This window comes from Bacteroidota bacterium, assembly GCA_016713925.1.
Lineage (GTDB): Bacteria > Bacteroidota > Bacteroidia > AKYH767-A > OLB10 > JAJTFW01.
This window is the reverse complement of record JADJOH010000008.1, coordinates 339,914-357,310: the sequence shown is the minus strand read 5'-3', so window position 1 is coordinate 357,310 and position 17,397 is coordinate 339,914. Positions and strand designations below refer to the sequence as shown.

Genomic DNA, 17,397 nt, shown 5'->3' with positions numbered 1-17,397 from the left:
AACTACCTAACCCAATAAAAAATGCTATCAAAAAGTCAAGCAAAAACGTTCTTCCTCGGTGGCACCGTGGTAACGTTTGCCGTATTCCTGGGTTTATCCTGGAATACGCTCAGCCAGGAGGTTCCCAAGCGAACCCATGAAGAAAATCTGACACCTTCGGTCATTAGAGGAAAGCAAATCTGGGAAGCCAACAACTGTATGGGATGTCATACCATTTTAGGGGAAGGCGCCTACTATGCTCCTGAATTGACAAAGGTCTATGAACGCAGGGGTGAAGGCTACATCAAAGCCGCATTAATGTCACCCGTTCCCTGGTCTCCACGCGGTAGAAAAATGGTAGCCTATAATATGTCCGAAGAAGATGCTACAGATGTTGTCGCCTTCCTGAAATGGATCGGCGAAATAGACTTAAACGGATTCCCGGCAAAACATAAATACAACACTTCACCTTCTTCAAAATAGAGAATTATGAAATACAAATCACAAAAAGTAGCCTACTGGTTCTTCGCACTGTCGATGCTATTGCTGTCACTTCAGATCATCTATGGTTTTATCATGGGCTTTGCACATATGGGCTATGATAATTTACATGATTTCATCCCATTTAATACGGCCAGAGCCGTTCACACCAACCTATTGGTTGTATGGCTTCTTTCCGGATTTATGGGAGCGGCCTATTATATTATACCCGAGGAAGCGGAACAAGAACTGGTAAATGTTAAACTCGCCTACATACAACTTATTTCACTTGCAGTAGTTGGCGTTATTGCCATTGTCGGCTACCACTTCAACTACTGGGAAGGAAGGAAATTTCTTGAAATACCCCGCCCACTTGACTGGCTGGTAGTCGTAAACGTGCTTACTTTTCTGGGTATCATTATCGCCACACTATTCAAAGGCAAGAAAAGAACAACCACAGCTATGGTACTAACAATGGGTTTAGTTTTCGCGGCTTTACTTTATCTCCCTGGTATGATTTGGTTTGACAATCAAACCATGGATTCTTTCTTTCGCTGGTGGGTGGTGCATTTATGGGTGGAAGGTGTTTGGGAATTAATTATGGGCGGCATATTGTCCTTCCTTCTGATTAAAATAACAGGGGTTGATCGTGAGGTAATTGAGAAATGGCTGTATGTGATTGTTGGGCTCACATTCATCTCCGGTATTCTTGGAACCGGACACCATTACTACTACATCGGAGCAGGAAAAACATGGCTTATTGTTGGAGGTATTTTCTCCGCACTCGAACCGCTAGCATTTTTAGGGATGGCACTATTTGCTATCTCGATGTATAGAAAGGGTGAAAAAAAACATCCGAATAAAATTGCACTCAACTGGACACTTGGAACGGCGATCACGTCTTTTGTTGGTGCAGGATTATTGGGTCTTGCGCATACCTTGCCACAGGTTAACATGTATACCCATGGCACACTCGTTACTGCAATGCATGGCCATCTGGCCTTCTGGGGAGCATATGCCATGATCGTACTTGCGATTATCAGCTACAGTATGCCCAATCTCACAGGAAGGAAATTATTCGACAGCAACCGTGGTGTACTCGCTTTCTGGCTATCCAATATCGGTATGCTTGGAATGACCGTGGCATTTGGAGTTGCAGGCGTTGCGCAAGTGTATATGGAACGTATCATGGGCGTAGAATTTGGTGAGGTACAAAAGGAAATTGAAGTGCATTTTTTCATTCTTGTCTGTTGCGCCACGATGTTCACTACCGGTATTGTTCTATATATTATTGAATTTGTGAAATACGGGCAACCCAACGACGAAGCACTTGAAATAGTTAAACAATAAGTTCATTCTCAGCCCCTATCCAAATTATATGAAAATATATTCAATCGTAAATAGAAATCAACTGCTAAGGGCAATGACAGTGCTTACAGTATTGTTCCTCTTCAGTTGTACGCAAAAAGAAAATTCAGAATTAATCAAACCGGATCCTGCAAACATTAAGGTTGTTGGTCAATCAGAAGCGGAAATGACTTCTCCACCACTGGTACCAAAGCCTGTTGGAAACAGAGAAGCGACGAAATTGATTGTCAATATGGAAATCGTGGAGAAAGAAGGTCAAATGGCCGACGGTGTTACTTACATCTACTGGACATATGGCGGCACGGTACCCGGTAGCTTTATACGTACACGTATTGGTGATGAAGTAGAATTCCATCTCAAGAACCACCCTGATAACAAATTACCGCATAATATCGATTTGCACGCTGTAACCGGACCAGGTGGAGGAGCTGCCTCTTCTTTTGTCGCTCCCGGTCATGAAATAGTGTTCTCATTTAAAGTGCTCAATGAAGGTCTTTATGTTTATCACTGCGCCACAGCACCGGTCGGAATGCATATCGCAAATGGCATGTATGGTCTTATTCTGGTTGAACCTGCAGGTGGACTTCCAAAAGTGGATAAGGAATATTATATCATGCAAGGCGATTTTTATACGCAGGGTGAAAATGGTGAAAGCGGTCTGCAATCTTTTGATATGAAGAAGGCAATAAAAGAGCAACCTGAATATGTGGTCTTCAACGGAAGTGTTGGAGCTCTTGCCGGTGATAAAGCCATCACTGCAAATGTGGGTGAGCGTGTACGACTATACGTGGGTAATGGTGGACCAAATCTTGTTTCTTCCTTTCACGTCATTGGAGAAATCTTTGATAATGTACATGTTGAAGGAGGGACACTTATCAACAAAGATGTTCAAACGACTTTAATTCCTGCAGGAGGATCAGCCATTGTTGATTTTAAAGTAGATGTACCGGGCACATTCATCATTGTAGATCACTCCATCTTCCGAACATTTAATAAAGGCTCATTGGGCATGCTGAAAGTAAGTGGTGATGAGAATAAAATTCTCTACTCCGGTAAACAGCAGGAAGGTATTTACAATCCTGAAGGTAGCGCCATTCAATCCATGCCATCTGATAACGGTAAGGCAGAGACGAAAAAAGCAGCGAATATTACAGAACGAATTGCCATGGGAAAACAAGCATATATGCGTACGTGCTTCGCATGTCATCAGGCCGAAGGACAAGGTTTACCCAATGCCTTCCCTCCTCTTGCCGGTTCCGACTATCTGAATGCAGATGTTGAACGCGCTATTGATATTGTTCTTCATGGCAAAACCGGTGAAATAACTGTAAATGGGAAAAAATACAACAGCGTAATGACCAAGCAGGAATTAAGCGACGAAGAAATCGCCAATGTGTTGACTTATGTCTATAGCTCCTGGAGCAATAGCAAAAAAACTGTAGCCGGTTCCTCCAGCGCAAAAGTTCTAGTTACTGCCGGCGACTACTTTCCGTTGTATGGAAAAGATTCGATTACTGTACATGTCAGTAATCTGTTGGTAGATGTACATCCGGTCACGAATATCCGTTTTCTGGAACATGTCCAAAAAAATAAACGCTGGCGCAAATCGAAATTAAAATCCCTTTATGGTGATGAGAATTACCTTGTGGAATGGCCTAATGACACCACTCTTCCCTTTATGACTGACAGTACTTCTCCGGTAACAAATATATCCTGGTTTGCAGCAAAAGCTTATTGTGAATGTCGTGGCGAAAGATTACCAACCGTTGATGAATGGGAATATATTGCCATGGCCAATCAGGATATGCCCGATGCCAGAGCTTTGAAGACCTTCAATCAGTATATCCTTGACTGGTATGAAAAACCACGCACAAATACCAAGAAGGTTGGAAGCACATTCCAAAACTACTGGGGTGTTTATGACATGCATGGTTTAGTTTGGGAATGGACGATGGACTTTAATTCCGTAATGATCTCCGGTGAGTCACGAAAAGATGTTACTAACGACCCCCTCCTATTCTGTGGTTCGGGATCAGAAGGAGCCAATGATCTCATGAATTACGCTGCATTTATGCGTTACGCTTTCCGTGGAAGTTTGAAAGCAAAATACTCCATTCAGAATCTTGGATTCAGATGTGTAAAAGATACGCTTATCACAAAATGAGAACAAAAAACTATTTACTCGTCTTGCTTTACTTTGCATTAGTTTGCTCTTGTAGTAAAATACAAAATGATTCAAATACTAACATTGATAAGAAACTTAGTGAAAATTCGATTTTCAATTTGCAAACCGTATGGAATACGCAAGATAGCTCACAAATTAAGTTAAGAGATCTGCAAGGAAAAGTGCTGGTCATGGTGATGATTTACACTTCCTGCAAGGCGGCTTGTCCGCGACTAGTAGCCGACATGAGAGATATTGAATCCCAAATTCCAAAAAACTATCTGAATGATCTAACCTTTGTCTTAATTAGTATTGATCCAAAAACCGACAAACCGGGAAGGTTAAAACGTTTTGCAAAAGCCAACAAAATGGATGCGTCACATTGGATTTTCCTGCAAGGAACAGAAAGCGATACCCGCGAATTTGCAAATGTGATGGCAGTAAAATACAAGGAAATTTCACCACTTGACTTTTCACATTCAAATATAATCAGCGTGATTGACAGAAGTGGTGAAATGGTCTTTCAGCAGGAAGGATTGGGAGTAAATAACAAAGAAACGATCAATAAAATTATTGAAACAGTGAAAAATTAAACTTATGAATATTTATTCTCGTCTATATATAATTTGTATAACAGCTCTCCTCCTTCCATTGGTATCGACAACCGCTACTGCGCAGTTTCGCATTGGTGGTCAGCTCGTACAACGAGGTGAATACAGGCATGGCTATGGAAAACTAATTGAAGATTCACTAAGCCCCTCTACATTCATCAGCCAACGTCTTCGGTTGCAGGGTTCATATAAGTTGGATCATCTAAACTTCTATATGAGCATTCAGGATATCAGGACCTGGGGAAATACGCCACAGATCAAACTTAGCGATGGATTCCTATCCGTACACGAAGCATGGGGAGAAATAAAAGTTGACAGCTCCTGGTCATTTAAACTCGGAAGGCAGGAGTTGAATTATGACAACGCAAGATTCCTCGGAAATCTTGACTGGGCTTTGCAGGGAAGGGCGCATGATTTCGCACTTATAAAATACGAACGAAATTCGTCAGCACTTCATTTTGGTGCAGGATACAATCAAGATGGAGAAGCCCTTTCAGGGAATACTTACCTGATGGCCAATCAATATAAGAACGCCATCTTCGCCCGATATGAAAAAAAACTTTCAAAGATGGAGATTTCGGTGCTATTCTGGAATAATGGTCTTCAATATGTTGCTTATGATTCTACAGGAAGCAAAATCACAAAAAAAGAAGTCCGGTAGACCCAAACCTACGGTATCCCAACCCTCAAATACAAATTATCCAATACAACGTTTTCTTCATTTGCCTATTACCAAACCGGAAAAGATATCGCTGATAATGATGTAAGCGCCTACGATGCCAACTTCCAAATCAGCCATCTATTCAAGTTGAATGAAATAAATAAACAAAGTTTAAGATTAACTGCAGGTATAGAAATAATAAGTGGAACAGATAACAATGATACGACCAAAGAAAAATCATCCTTCTCACCAATGTATGGAACTAATCATGCACACAACGGGTACATGGACTATTTTTTTGTAGGAGGTCGTCATGAAAAATCTGTAGGATTAAATGATATTTATTTTCGTTTACGGTTTGACATCAATGTCAACTTCTTTACTTCCGTTGATGTGCATTCCTTCGCGGCCAATGCTGCCATATATAAAAGCAGTAAAAAATTAAGCGGCAATCTTGGTAATGAAATTGATTTTAGCTTTGGTTTCATCATCAATTCTGCGGTATCCGTTCAGGGTGGCTATAGTCATTATTTATCCACTGAAACGATAGAATTTTTACACAAAACAATTAACGCTGAGAACCTGCAGAACTGGGCATACCTGATGCTCATCATCAGACCCGACTCTGACAAGAAATATATTGGACTACTTCAATAAAACTTCATATGCATTACATAGATTCAAAAGCACTCCTTACACCTATCTCATTGGACAACATCAAAACATTACCGTATTATAAATCGACCGGAAAGGAAGTCGAGGTATTCAATAGTTCTTTTAAAAATAAACTTCCCGTCTTGCTGAAAGGACCTACGGGATCCGGCAAATCCAGGTTTGTAGAGTATATGGCAAGCACACTAGGGAAAAAATTAATCACAATCAGTTGCCATGAAGAAACATCTTCCACTGATCTCATCGGCAGGTTTATCATTAAAGGAGCAGAAACGATTTGGCTGGATGGTCCGTTGACCACTGCTGTAAAACAGGGCGCGATACTCTACCTGGATGAAGTAGCCGAAGCGCGCCCTGACGTTATCGTCGCTATACATCCATTGACCGATCACCGACGTGAGTTGTTCATCGATAAACTGGGAGAAACATTTAAAGCACACGAAGACTTTATGCTGGTAGCCTCCTTCAATCCGGGTTACCAAAGGGGATTTAAAGAGTTGAAACCATCTACACGCCAACGATTCGTTGCGCTTCACTTTAACTATCCCGATGAAAATATGGAAGCGGAAATACTCACTCAGGAAACCGACGTCGACCCCGACAGTGCCAAAAAGCTCGTTGCTATCGCGAATAAAATCCGTAACCTCAAAGAAATGGGGCTGACAGAAACTGTCTCTACCCGATTGCTGGTTGATAGTGCGAAACTCATTCATAGCGGACTCCCAAAAAGGCTCTCCGTAAAGGTGGCCATGATAGAACCACTCTCCGATGATCGTGAAGTAGTTGATGCATTATGTGACCTTGCCAATCTGATGATCTAAGTACGATGGCCTTCGATGAATTTCTTTATGGGCGTATCAGCAGGTATTTCAGATTGAAAAAACTGAATGAGCAAACGCGCAGTGACCGCATTATTTACCTCGACCGGATTCATATTCGCCTGGCTTTAATCGCAAAAGCGGTGAGTGGAAATCCGGTCGAAATCCTGCCTGCTGAGCGTGAAGGTGGCTATAAAAATAATGTTTTCTTTCTTCCTGCTAAATGCGACTTGTTTGACGACAAAGAAATCAACCTCGCCTTTTACTATTTCAGGGTACTGTATTTATCCGTGCAGCAACATCTCCAAGTCAACCTGCATACTTTTACAGATGCCGTTGTTACCGACGAAAGACAAATAGCATTGAAATCCTCAGAAAATATACTTCCCGCTCTTTTTTCAGAATATCCGGTATGTGAAACAATGCATAGTGATTTTTTACGCATTCTGACTGCAAAGGCTGATAGAGAAAACGTCATAGATACCTCCTGGCTCTATGGACGATTGATGCGCAATGAAGAAGAAAATACCGACAAAAACCTGCTTCAGAATTTACCCGATAAAATACGGAGTGCTACAACGGTTAAACCGCAAACCATCATTAAATCAAAAGCGGTAGAAGAAATTAAAACAATTACAGTAGATAAAAAAGCGCAGGAAGACTATGTGCTGACCCATAATTTTGAAAAGGTAGATACAGCGGATGAATTCAACGGTACCTGGCGTGACTTTGACGGCGAAGATGAGCTGGAGAGTCATAAGGATGCACTTGATGAACTGAATCTCAAATTTACAATTCGTGTGGATGACATGGTACACTCTGTCTATCAATCGGATTTTTTAGAAAATACTAATGTCTCAGAAAGTGCCTCTGATAACGAAGAAAGCGAATCCATACTTTACGATGAATGGGATTATAAAAAGAAGAAATACAAATCAGGGTTTTGTAAACTTTATCCGCAAGTGGTACAATCAGCTGATGAAGCTTACTACCACAAAACCATACATGACTACAGGGTGATCCTGAACGGACTGCGTAAAATGCTCAGCAATGTCAACAACAGGTATCAGTTGCAGCGCAGACAGCCTCAGGGCAATGAACTCGATATAGACAGCGTTACTGACTTTTTCACGGACATCATCTCCGGCCATACCCCATCTGAAAATATTTATCTCTCCAACCGAAAGAAAGAAAAAGAAATTTCAATTCTGTTGCTGTTGGATACAAGTCTGTCGAGTGATGGTTATGTGGATGGCAACAGAGTTATAGACATCGAAAAACAAATCTCCATACTGTTCGGCGAAATATTGCATGAATTCAGAATTGATTTCTGCATCTCCGCCTTTCACTCTAACACGCGAAACCATTCCAGCTTTCAGGTATTGAAAGGATTTGAAAAGAACTGGGAGAAAGCCAGGAATAACATCGGCGCTATTGAACCCGCAGGATTTACACGCATCGGCACAGCAATACGACATGCAGGAAAACTACTGGAAGAAAGATCGTCCAAAAGCAAATGGCTGATTCTTCTTAGTGATGGTAAACCCAACGACTATGACCGCTATGAAGGTAAATACGGTATAGAAGATATCAAACAATCCCTCCGTGAACTGAACGCAGTAAACATCAACTCCTATGCATTGGCCATAGAAGCTGTGGCGAAATATTATCTCCCTCAAATGTTCGGACAGAACCATTACCAGATACTATCCTCCACTGAAGAACTACTCACTTCACTTGTGAAATTGTATGAGCGTATTAAGGAGTTGAAGTAGCAACTACTTTAAATAAAATATTTCGAATATACCCTGTACTTGTTGGTAACCTGTCCCATCCAACCGATAATATTATCTCAAACCTTCCATATACATCTCCACCAACTTGTTCTTGTCAATTTTATGGGAGACGTTGTACGGAAAATCATCTATGACGATCACTTCTGCAGGAATCATATAATAGGGCAGACGACTCGAAAGCATCGGTAAAACAGTTTCTCTGAGATCAACGCCAATGGTATGTTTGGATGACTTTACAAAGCTGATGATCTTCTTTACTTCATTGTTTCTTTTCAATGGAACGGTTACAGCTTCATCAATTTCTGCATGCTCACATAAGACGTGAGAAATTTCGTCCAGCTCAATACGGAAGCCATGCAGCTTTACCTGATCGTCATTTCTTCCCAGAAAATAAATCATCCCCTGCTCATAATAAGCGACATCACCCGTACGAAATGCACGTTGACCTTCATGCATATAAAATTTCTTCTCGTTTAAATCCTCCCTGTTGAAATAACCCGGTGAAACATGGGGTCCGACAATGATGAGTTCTCCTTCCCTGATATCTCCGCCACCGTTATCGATCAGCAATGTACTCGCCGGCATAGGAAAACCAATAGGCACTGATGCTTGCTGTGTAGCTATCTCCGGCGTGATCTCGACGAGTGTGGTGACGATGGTGGCTTCTGTAGGTCCGTAGGCATTGAGCACTCTGCTCTCCGGAAATTTTGTGTGTAGGGTTGTGCAGGTACGGGAAGGCAACTCTTCTCCCATAAAAAGAAAAGTGCGTAAATCAGGCATGGTACCACTGGTGAAGAAGGGATGGCGGAGATAGATAAAGACGAAGGAAGGTGTACTGGTCCAGACGGTGCATTTATAATGAATCACCCGATTTAAAAATGCATCCTGATCCTTTGTCAACTCTGCCGCACTTAATACCAGGGTCCCTCCCAAAGCAAAGGCGTTGAGTAAATCACATAAGGAAACATCGAAGGTAAACGGCGCCTGATTCAGGAAAACATCTTTACTGCTAAAACCAAAAGCGGTGGTCGACCAATCTACAAAAGTAAGCACGGAAGAACGCAATATCTGAACACCTTTGGGTTCGCCTGTTGAGCCGGAAGTAAACATGATGTATTGGAGTACATCTTCGCCAAACTCCTTCCTCGGACGATTATGCTGCGGTGACTTATGAGGAATCACTTCTCCCTTCGTGCTGATCTCAATCGCGCAAGGCAATGCTAACGGTAAGGCAGTACCGGTACAGTTGATGACGACCTGCGCCTTGGTAATTTCCATGATGCGCTTTACCCTTTCCTCCGGATAAATTTTATCAATTGGTGTATAGGTGGTTTTAGAATGATAACAAGCCAGCATGGCAATAGCAAACCACGCCTCCTTATGACCGTAGATAATGACCGGCTCACCCGCGGGAATATTTAACAGCAAAAGAGTTTCTGAAAGTTTCTCAGTTTCTTCATAGAGTTGCTGCCAGGAACAATCGGCATCGCTGCCCGACAAGGCAAGCTTCTCCGGTGCAATCTCCGTCTCTATGAATTTACTTTGATGGAAGTCGAAGCGCATGCGTTTAAATATAGGGACATCGTCCGCTGAAGATATACAAGGATATAGCAACCAGATGAATCATGATGAAGATGCTGAGTATCCTGACCGCCGTTGGATTCAACTGACCGAAGATAATATCTTTTCCGCGTTTTTTACAGGTGACCAGATACCAGTTATGAAAAGCGGAGTACAGCCCGAAAAGTAATCCACTGAGAATAAAATTCATCTTAAACCCATTCCAGCAACCCATCAGCAGGAAGGTCATGGTGAGTGTGAAATTTTGTTTCGCCAGCGAATACTTCTTCAATGATTTAAAACGACTTAGCCACAAGAAGAGCGGTGTAAAGAAATAATCCTTTAACCATGCACCCAGTGTGATGTGAAATCTTCTCCAGAAATCCTGGGGATTCACGGCCAGAAAGGGATTCGTAAAGTTGACCGGCACCTGCATCCCCATCATCTTACCGATACCGATAGCCATGCAGGAATAACCGGCGAAGTCGAAGAAGAGATAGGCGTAGTAGGCATACATTGTGCTGGCCATGTGCGGGAGTGCACGACTATCAGCAGGAAAAATATTCAGCCAGTAACGGTCAATAATGAGAATCCTTTGTTCTGTGATGCTTTGAAATGCGCAAAGCGATCGATTGGACCGATCAGTAACGTAGGCGTAAATGATAAATAATTAAAATAGGAAACCGGATCTGCCATGTCTGCCTTAGGATCCTTATCCATAAAATAACTCATCGTACGGAAGCTGGCATAAGAGAGTCCGGCGAAGGAGAGGATATAATTCAATTCAAAAGGATAAGCAGAGAAACGGATATTAAACTTCACGAGCAACATGGGCAACAACAAGGCAAGGATACCGTATATTTTCAAGGGCAAATGCAACTTCTTACCGAAGAGCCAGGTGATGGCATACGAGTAGACGATGAACGAAAAATAGAGCAAGGGATCGGGATAAAACACCAGCAGGAAAGTGGCATTGAGTACAAAGAGACATTCACGATAGGTTTTCTCCGGTGCAATCTTTTTCACCAGCGCCAGCAGTGCGATGAAGATCGCCATCACCAAAAAGAAATCGCTGCTGCTGAAAGGGATCATATCAGAATTGCTGGTAAACGAATTGAATGGAAGACCCTGTTTGATTATTGGGATGCGGGTTATGCGGAGAGTACAGTGCGTACAACATCACCCCAATCGCTACGTGCAGGACGAGGCGAAGTATATACCGTAGCCGATCAGATTTTATTTGCATAGTCCGTAGGTGTTGATGATAAATCTATTTACCTGTAGCCATCCATAATCGCTCATGTGCATCACATCACTGAGGAGGGCCTTATTATAGTTAGTAGTATCACTCGTGAATAGATTCAGCACCGGAAAATCATTTCGTTGCAGTACTGCCGCGAGCGTATCAACTGTAGGTTGCAATTTTGGAAGTGTGGTAAAATAATATGGATTCAACGGAGAGATGATGAAGGAGGCTTTTGCATTCTTACTCTTTAGCAATTCCACCAACATGCGGAAATCCTTCAGCTCGGTATTGTATTGCTCTGCTACCGGTTGAATTTTTCCTTTCTTTCCGTTAATGTAGGTGGAGTAATATTCATTCTCAATTCCGAGTGAATTGTTTGTTGCGTGAGCCAATGTGGAATCCTTCGTGATCGTTAGCAGACTATCCCAGTTAATGGCACAAGCTACCGGCTCAACTTCAATTTCAAAAGACCCTCTGCCATAATAAAGATGAGGTGCATACTGCGTAGGAGAATCTTTTATTTTATCGATCATCGTATTCCATGTATAAACGGGGGAACACCAAATACGATGGTAAAACGAAAGTGAAGAACGGTAGGCGATATTCGCTTTTCGGTAAGCGGCTGAGGGCGCATTCAGTTCATCATAAAAGTGTGAAATACCGGCGTACGCATATTGTTTAAACCGATCTTCCACAGTGTAGTGATGCAGTCCTCTTATAAATGCCTCTGAATTATATTCGAGAAAAACGGCGGAGGTGGTGCCTCGTGCCGGTTTCGCTTCAAACCATCCCGGAGAAAGGATAATCACGACCGGCGCTCCTTCCAGCACATTTGACTTCGCGAGCAACTGACAATAGATGGAGAAACATTGATTGCCCTCATGTCCAACGCCCATCACCTTCACCGGAAAACGATCGCTGATAAAATGATAGGAAAGATATTTAGTGCCTGAGGTCAGTTCAGAAGAACCGAGTAAATAAATAGTAGTCGAATCATCGGGTTGCTTTAAAAATTCATCTTCCAGGTATTTGTTGCCGTGAAAATTGTAGATGTAACGAAGATCCTCCTCGTGCTGTGTGGGAACAACAAAACCTTTATCGAGAAAAAATTTAACTTCCGGAATTCGTGATAAAAGGGCAACAGTAAAAACTGCAATTAAAAAGGAATCAAACATAAAGTAAAAATCCGGCGCATCAGGCATCTATTTTGAAATCGTATCGACAATGGTATCGATCGTTTCAAAGTTCTCATTGCAGTAAATGTTGGGGCACCGACTTACCGATTTTTCCTCAATGGCCACGATGACCTCCACGAGGGTGATAGAATCCAGCAATCCTGATTCGATCAATGAATCCCCGAAACCCACCTTTTTAAAGGCCATGTCGGCAATGGTTTCCTGTAAGAAAGGACGAAGATCTTCCATGATTTTTAACGGGAATAAATTTAAACAACTATATACCAAACACTTAACTGAATCGCCTACTGATTTCTCTCAGCATCTCTCCCTAACATTTGTTACATAGAATGGCTGATTCCTGTTGTATCTTTGAGATGAGAGGGACAAAAGTAAGTGTTCCTGAAATACAGTGAAAGTACCATCCGCCGGAATTCACGCTTCCAGTTGAAATCAATGTGTCCCTCAAACAAATCCGCGACCATCAACCATAACATCCGTGACCATCCCTTAAATCCGTTTAATCAGCGTTCCCAATAAAATTATAATTGAATAACATATCCCGATAATTACCGTTTAATAAACCTCTATTGAAACCTTAAAGCATGGTGCTACTCGTCATTCACATCTTCTTCTACGTGCAATCATTGTTTATTGGAGAAGGGCTCGCTGAATTACCCGTTACAGATAAAAGGATAGTTGAAAGTCATCGGAATGATGCCGACATGATCTTCGATCAATTGCAGGGATGTATTAAAAAAGACGCCTTCTACATCGCTTATCAGGGAGTACAAAAATGGAACCCGGATGCCCGCATGCTGGCGATTGCTGACTTATCGCAGGGATCCGAGAAGCAACGCTTTTATATTATTGATTTGAAAAAGAAAGAAGTCATTTTGCAAACATGGGTAGCCCACGGTAAAAACTCAGGTGATAATTTCGCCATTCATTTCTCGAACAAGGATGCTTCGCACATGAGCAGCAAAGGATTTTATAGTATCGGTGAAGAATTCATTTCACCCAAGCACGGACCTGCCTTGCTGTTAGAGGGACTCGAGAAAGGTTTAAATGACAAAGCACGTGCACGTGAAATCATCATTCACGGTGCTGATTATGTAAGCGAATCCTTTATTGAAGAACATGGCCGCTGCGGAAGAAGTCATGGTTGTCCGGCATTGCCGAGAGAAGAAATGGCGAAAGCGATTCATCTTTTGACTCCGGGAAGTTTATTGTATGTTCATACGGGGGGTGTAGGTACCTGCTGAATGATATTTTTCGCTCTCGTGAGAATGGCCTTTCGGTGTTGATGCAGTGAATCCATTTGATTTCATTTATCTTTGTAAAAGCAAACACTAATTCAGAAAGCCGTGACAGAAAATTCCGACCCTTACAAGAAGGAAAATATTCAAGTCTTCAAATCACTTGAAGAGGCGGCAGAATATGAAGCCCGTCAGAATGCCTTAATTTCCGGTATACAACACCTGCAAAATGTGACAGCTTTTATCATGGAGCGTTATAAGAAGGAATTAGAGGTGCCGAATGAGAATGTACTTTATTTTAGAGGCGATGGTGAGAGAGATGATGTGGAAAATATTTAAGAATATAAATTTAGAAAGCTAAGTTCAAACTTTAATTTTATATTTGGGTGATTGTATAAAAGTTTATGATTAGCAATGAAAAAGTTAATAGTATCGATTTTAATATGTTTAAGTTTTCTTGAATTAAATGCACAATTCACAAATGTTAATTGGACATTTGGTGATAGCTGTGGAATAAAGTTTAACGCTACTGGTATTGATTCCATTTATCGTACTTCTGTAAATGCTAGAGTGTCTTGTGCAGCAATTAGTCACTCAAGTGGAAATTTGTTGTTTTATGTCGCTTCACCCGATCTTGAATTGTATCAAATGCCAACCATGATAAACCGTGGAAGAGTATATAACAAACAACATGCTAAAATGGAGAATGGTGATTCGCTTTTTTGTTCCAATTGGTATAAAGAACTACTCATTTTACCCTGGCCCGATAGTGTTGATAAATTTATGGTAATTTCAAGTATGGCAACCTCGGAACGAAAATATCATATTCTAAAGTTGATCTTTCCTATAATAACGGGTTGGGAAAAGTGTTTGATAAAAATACAATTATAGATACCGGAAACATTGCCGATGGCATAACTGCTATCAGGCACGGTAATGGGCGAGATTGGTGGATATTGTATAAAAAGGTTTTACCAATAATATTATTTATAAAATATTACTTACCCCACAGGGATTGAGTCCCGTGAGCACTCAGAATATTGGACTTTCTTTCTCAAACGGAGGCTTCTATAGATTAATTCCTTCACCCGATGGAAGTACTATAGTTGGCTTATGCAATTCATCTATTTCTATTGAAAAATTTTCTTTTGACCGGTGTACGGGAAATTTTGGTAATCATTTAGTAATTTATAACGGAACCGGGAGCCCACCATTTAGTTTTTGGGATGGAGCAATCAGTCCGAACAATCGATTTTTATACGTTACAACCATTGGTGTTCCTGAATATGTTTTTCAGATTGACTTGTTAAATCCAAATGCCTATCAAAACAAAATAGTTATTGATTCCATTGATTCATTAATTAATACAGGTTCTGCCATCCGCTTAGCCCCCAATGGGAAAATATATCGCTCTAATTGGTGGTGTCAAAATGGATGGAATTGTTATCCATTTTTGGATTCGGTTTATGTACCTGTAAACACTCATTTAAGTGTCATTAACCAACCCGATAGTTTTGGACTGGCATGTAATTATGCTGGTCTGGGGCAATTCCTAAATGGATTTAGAACTTATGTGGGTCTTCCTAACGATGTTAATTTGGCATTAGGCGCATTGAGCGGGAGCATATGCGATACACTTTCAGTGGGCTTAAATGAAATAAAAGATAATATCCCTTTAATGGTTTTTCCCAATCCTTCGTCAGGTCTTTTCACAGTTAATATAAAACAGGATCTACTTCCTAAAGAAGGATATACCTACACTGTGTATTCTATACAAGGACAGTTGATACAACAAGGCGCATTAAAAGGGAGAACATCCTCCATTAATTTAACATCGTATGAAAGCGGCATGTATTTACTCAATGTAACACTGCCGAAAGAAGTAGTGCAAATTAAATTGAGTAAGTTTTAATGTGTAGGTCACACTTATATTGAGTTAGAAATGAACAGCGAAATCATCATATATCAAAACCCTGACGGCAACATCAAAATTGATGTGCGGCTGGAAGATGAAACCGTTTGGCTCACGCAAGACCAAATGGCAACCTTGTTTGGAAAAGGCAGGAGCACCGTAGCTGAGCATATCGGAAATGTGTTTGAAGAAGGTGAGTTGGTGCAAAATCGAACTTGTCGGAAATTCCGACAGGTTCGGCAAGAAGGTAATAGAGAAGTAGAAAGAGAAATAGACCACTACAATCTTGATGTAATAATTTCAGTAGGCTACAGGGTTAAATCGCCTCAAGGCACACAATTTCTAATAAAGGACATTTATACTACCAGTATTGATTACGATGCTAAAGATGAAAAGACAATTGAGTTTTTTAAAGTAGTACAAAATAAATTGCTTTGGGCTATTAGCGAGCAAACAGCGGCCGAATTGGTCTATCGCAGAGTAGACGCAAGCTTGCCATTGTTGGGAATGCAATCTTTCGACCCACCTGCCGGCAAGGCAGGTAAAAAGAACCCACCGTCCGTTAAAAAGACCGATGTAAGTATTGCCAAAAATTACCTGAACGAAGATGAAATAAAATTATTGGGCTTATTGGTAGAGCAGTATTTAGCATTTGCCGAAACAATGGCTCAACAACGAACACCTATGTATATGGCCGACTGGATTAGCCGATTAGATTCGATTTTACAATTAAACGGTAGGGAATTACTCAGTCATGCCGGAAAGATAAGTCACGAAATGGCGTTAGAAAAATCGGGAACGGAATTTGAAAAATTCAAGGCCAACAAAAAGCAAATCCAAAAAGAACAGAGTTTAAAAGAAATTGAAAACGATATTGAGAAAATAAAAAAGCTGAACGGCAAATAAAATTAAAAATCTATAATTTCCACCCTTTCTCACTACCCTTCCAAAATCTCCAACAACCTCTCCAACTCATTCTCGTCAGCAGTATAATTGTTATTATAAACTCCTGTGGAACTCAATGCTGCGCTGTGCACTTCTGCTGGGTGACAGGTGTGAATGATTTCCCGGATATTGGAAGAGCGGATTCCACCACCGGGTAAAATGATGAGCTTTGTTCCTGCATGGTCCATCATCTCTTTCAATCGCAGCCTTCCTTCGAACGCTGTTGATCCATCTCCTGAAGTGAGGAGTCGCGTGCAGCCGCATTGGATGAGCAGATCGAGTCCGGATTTCCAGTCGGGCAAGAGATCAAAGGAGCGATGAAAGGTAACCGGTAAGGGATGACAGGCCTGGATAAAACGTTTCAATTGCTCTTCATGAATTTTTCCGGATGCAGTAAAGAATCCACTTACAAAACCATTGGCTCCGGCGGATTTGAATTTTTCTACATTTTGCAACATCAGGTTGAATTCAGCATCGCTGAAGATATAATCACCGGCACGGGGGCGGATCATGACGAAGATGTCTCGTGGAAATATTTTGCGGGCTTCCAGGAAATAATCTATGGAAGGGGTGAGTCCTCCGCAGGGATAATCTTCGCATAACTCCAGGCGGTGGACACCCACGGCAGCGGCTATACGAGAAGATTCTAAATTGAAGCAAGCAAGTTCTAATTGCATACAAACTTCAGGTGGCCCATAAAGCTGTTAAATACATTAATATTGATGGGCCGCAGATTTATTATGATTTTTAT

Annotated in this window: 17 protein-coding genes and 1 pseudogene; 12 read left to right on the top strand and 6 right to left on the bottom strand. The window is 41.4% G+C overall.

Annotation, left to right across the window (positions count from 1 at the left end; translation table 11 throughout):
* Positions 1-21 precede the first annotated feature (21 nt).
* From IPJ86_15875 to IPJ86_15845, 7 genes and pseudogenes are all read left to right on the top strand, one after another.
* Positions 22-462 (top strand): cytochrome c, encoded by a 441-nt coding sequence (locus IPJ86_15875; protein ID MBK7888699.1) that lies wholly within the window; start codon positions 22-24, stop codon positions 460-462.
* A 6-nt stretch (positions 463-468) separates the two neighbouring features.
* On the top strand, positions 469-1,809 hold the full coding sequence (locus tag IPJ86_15870) for a cbb3-type cytochrome c oxidase subunit I (protein ID MBK7888698.1): 1,341 nt from the start codon (positions 469-471) through the stop codon (positions 1,807-1,809).
* 28 nt (positions 1,810-1,837) lie between these two features.
* On the top strand, positions 1,838-3,991 hold the full coding sequence (gene nirK, locus IPJ86_15865) for a nitrite reductase, copper-containing (GenBank protein MBK7888697.1): 2,154 nt from the start codon (positions 1,838-1,840) through the stop codon (positions 3,989-3,991).
* Positions 3,988-4,584: an SCO family protein gene (locus IPJ86_15860; GenBank protein MBK7888696.1), complete on the top strand. Its 597-nt coding sequence runs from the start codon at positions 3,988-3,990 to the stop codon at positions 4,582-4,584. Before nirK ends, IPJ86_15860 begins: the two co-directional genes overlap by 4 nt.
* A gap of 4 nt (positions 4,585-4,588) precedes the next feature.
* Positions 4,589-5,920, top strand: a pseudogene (locus tag IPJ86_15855) (hypothetical protein).
* 8 nt (positions 5,921-5,928) lie between these two features.
* Positions 5,929-6,756, top strand: a complete 828-nt coding sequence (locus IPJ86_15850) for a CbbQ/NirQ/NorQ/GpvN family protein (protein ID MBK7888695.1) — start codon at positions 5,929-5,931, stop codon at positions 6,754-6,756.
* 5 nt (positions 6,757-6,761) lie between these two features.
* Complete coding sequence (locus tag IPJ86_15845; protein ID MBK7888694.1) at positions 6,762-8,528, top strand: VWA domain-containing protein; 1,767 nt, start codon at positions 6,762-6,764, stop codon at positions 8,526-8,528.
* A gap of 72 nt (positions 8,529-8,600) precedes the next feature.
* Here the strand turns inward: IPJ86_15845 and IPJ86_15840 are convergent, their stop codons facing one another.
* The 5 genes from IPJ86_15840 to IPJ86_15820 form a co-directional block, all read right to left on the bottom strand.
* Positions 8,601-10,112, bottom strand: coding sequence for an amino acid adenylation domain-containing protein (locus IPJ86_15840; GenBank protein MBK7888693.1), 1,512 nt, complete (start codon positions 10,110-10,112; stop codon positions 8,601-8,603).
* 4 nt (positions 10,113-10,116) lie between these two features.
* Positions 10,117-10,638: a hypothetical protein gene (locus tag IPJ86_15835; protein MBK7888692.1), complete on the bottom strand. Its 522-nt coding sequence runs from the start codon at positions 10,636-10,638 to the stop codon at positions 10,117-10,119.
* A gap of 35 nt (positions 10,639-10,673) precedes the next feature.
* Positions 10,674-11,201 carry a hypothetical protein gene (locus IPJ86_15830; protein MBK7888691.1) on the bottom strand — a complete coding sequence of 176 codons (528 nt, stop codon included), beginning with the start codon at positions 11,199-11,201 and terminating at the stop codon, positions 10,674-10,676.
* A gap of 144 nt (positions 11,202-11,345) precedes the next feature.
* Positions 11,346-12,557, bottom strand: coding sequence for a hypothetical protein (locus IPJ86_15825; GenBank protein ID MBK7888690.1), 1,212 nt, complete (start codon positions 12,555-12,557; stop codon positions 11,346-11,348).
* A complete protein-coding gene (locus tag IPJ86_15820) occupies positions 12,558-12,779 on the bottom strand; it encodes a hypothetical protein (GenBank protein MBK7888689.1) in 222 nt (73 codons plus the stop codon). It lies immediately after the preceding gene.
* A gap of 356 nt (positions 12,780-13,135) precedes the next feature.
* Between IPJ86_15820 and IPJ86_15815 the strand changes: the two genes are divergently transcribed.
* The 5 genes from IPJ86_15815 to IPJ86_15795 all read left to right on the top strand — a co-directional run bounded on the left by IPJ86_15815 (position 13,136) and on the right by IPJ86_15795 (position 16,607).
* Positions 13,136-13,795, top strand: a complete 660-nt coding sequence (locus IPJ86_15815) for a murein L,D-transpeptidase catalytic domain family protein (protein MBK7888688.1) — start codon at positions 13,136-13,138, stop codon at positions 13,793-13,795.
* Positions 13,796-13,897: 102 nt separating this feature from the next.
* The gene (locus IPJ86_15810) at positions 13,898-14,128 is read left to right on the top strand and encodes a hypothetical protein (GenBank protein MBK7888687.1); all 231 of its coding nucleotides are present in this window, start codon (positions 13,898-13,900) and stop codon (positions 14,126-14,128) included.
* 75 nt (positions 14,129-14,203) lie between these two features.
* Positions 14,204-14,680 (top strand): hypothetical protein, encoded by a 477-nt coding sequence (locus tag IPJ86_15805; protein MBK7888686.1) that lies wholly within the window; start codon positions 14,204-14,206, stop codon positions 14,678-14,680.
* A gap of 133 nt (positions 14,681-14,813) precedes the next feature.
* Complete coding sequence (locus IPJ86_15800) at positions 14,814-15,701, top strand: T9SS type A sorting domain-containing protein (protein MBK7888685.1); 888 nt, start codon at positions 14,814-14,816, stop codon at positions 15,699-15,701.
* 30 nt (positions 15,702-15,731) lie between these two features.
* The gene (locus IPJ86_15795; protein MBK7888684.1) at positions 15,732-16,607 is read left to right on the top strand and encodes a virulence RhuM family protein; all 876 of its coding nucleotides are present in this window, start codon (positions 15,732-15,734) and stop codon (positions 16,605-16,607) included.
* A gap of 32 nt (positions 16,608-16,639) precedes the next feature.
* On the opposite strand, the gene IPJ86_15790 is transcribed toward IPJ86_15795, so the two are convergent.
* Positions 16,640-17,323, bottom strand: a complete 684-nt coding sequence (locus tag IPJ86_15790) for a copper homeostasis protein CutC (GenBank protein ID MBK7888683.1) — start codon at positions 17,321-17,323, stop codon at positions 16,640-16,642.
* Positions 17,324-17,397: the final 74 nt, after the last annotated feature.

Excerpts from the sequence above, each read along its gene's own strand:
- IPJ86_15870 (MBK7888698.1), top strand. The coding sequence starts at position 469 with ATGAAATACAAATCACAAAAAGTAGCCTACTGGTTCTTCGCACTGTCG.
- IPJ86_15815 (MBK7888688.1), top strand. The coding sequence starts at position 13,136 with ATGGTGCTACTCGTCATTCACATCTTCTTCTACGTGCAATCATTGTTT.
- IPJ86_15825 (MBK7888690.1), bottom strand. The coding sequence starts at position 12,557 with ATGCCTGATGCGCCGGATTTTTACTTTATGTTTGATTCCTTTTTAATT.
- IPJ86_15875 (MBK7888699.1), top strand. The coding sequence starts at position 22 with ATGCTATCAAAAAGTCAAGCAAAAACGTTCTTCCTCGGTGGCACCGTG.
- IPJ86_15860 (MBK7888696.1), top strand. The coding sequence starts at position 3,988 with ATGAGAACAAAAAACTATTTACTCGTCTTGCTTTACTTTGCATTAGTT.
- IPJ86_15820 (MBK7888689.1), bottom strand. The coding sequence starts at position 12,779 with ATGGAAGATCTTCGTCCTTTCTTACAGGAAACCATTGCCGACATGGCC.
- IPJ86_15840 (MBK7888693.1), bottom strand. The coding sequence starts at position 10,112 with ATGCGCTTCGACTTCCATCAAAGTAAATTCATAGAGACGGAGATTGCA.
- IPJ86_15845 (MBK7888694.1), top strand. The coding sequence starts at position 6,762 with ATGGCCTTCGATGAATTTCTTTATGGGCGTATCAGCAGGTATTTCAGA.
- IPJ86_15835 (MBK7888692.1), bottom strand. The coding sequence starts at position 10,638 with ATGGCCAGCACAATGTATGCCTACTACGCCTATCTCTTCTTCGACTTC.
- IPJ86_15830 (MBK7888691.1), bottom strand. The coding sequence starts at position 11,201 with ATGATCCCTTTCAGCAGCAGCGATTTCTTTTTGGTGATGGCGATCTTC.
- IPJ86_15795 (MBK7888684.1), top strand. The coding sequence starts at position 15,732 with ATGAACAGCGAAATCATCATATATCAAAACCCTGACGGCAACATCAAA.
- nirK (MBK7888697.1), top strand. The coding sequence starts at position 1,838 with ATGAAAATATATTCAATCGTAAATAGAAATCAACTGCTAAGGGCAATG.
- IPJ86_15850 (MBK7888695.1), top strand. The coding sequence starts at position 5,929 with ATGCATTACATAGATTCAAAAGCACTCCTTACACCTATCTCATTGGAC.
- IPJ86_15805 (MBK7888686.1), top strand. The coding sequence starts at position 14,204 with ATGAAAAAGTTAATAGTATCGATTTTAATATGTTTAAGTTTTCTTGAA.
- IPJ86_15790 (MBK7888683.1), bottom strand. The coding sequence starts at position 17,323 with ATGCAATTAGAACTTGCTTGCTTCAATTTAGAATCTTCTCGTATAGCC.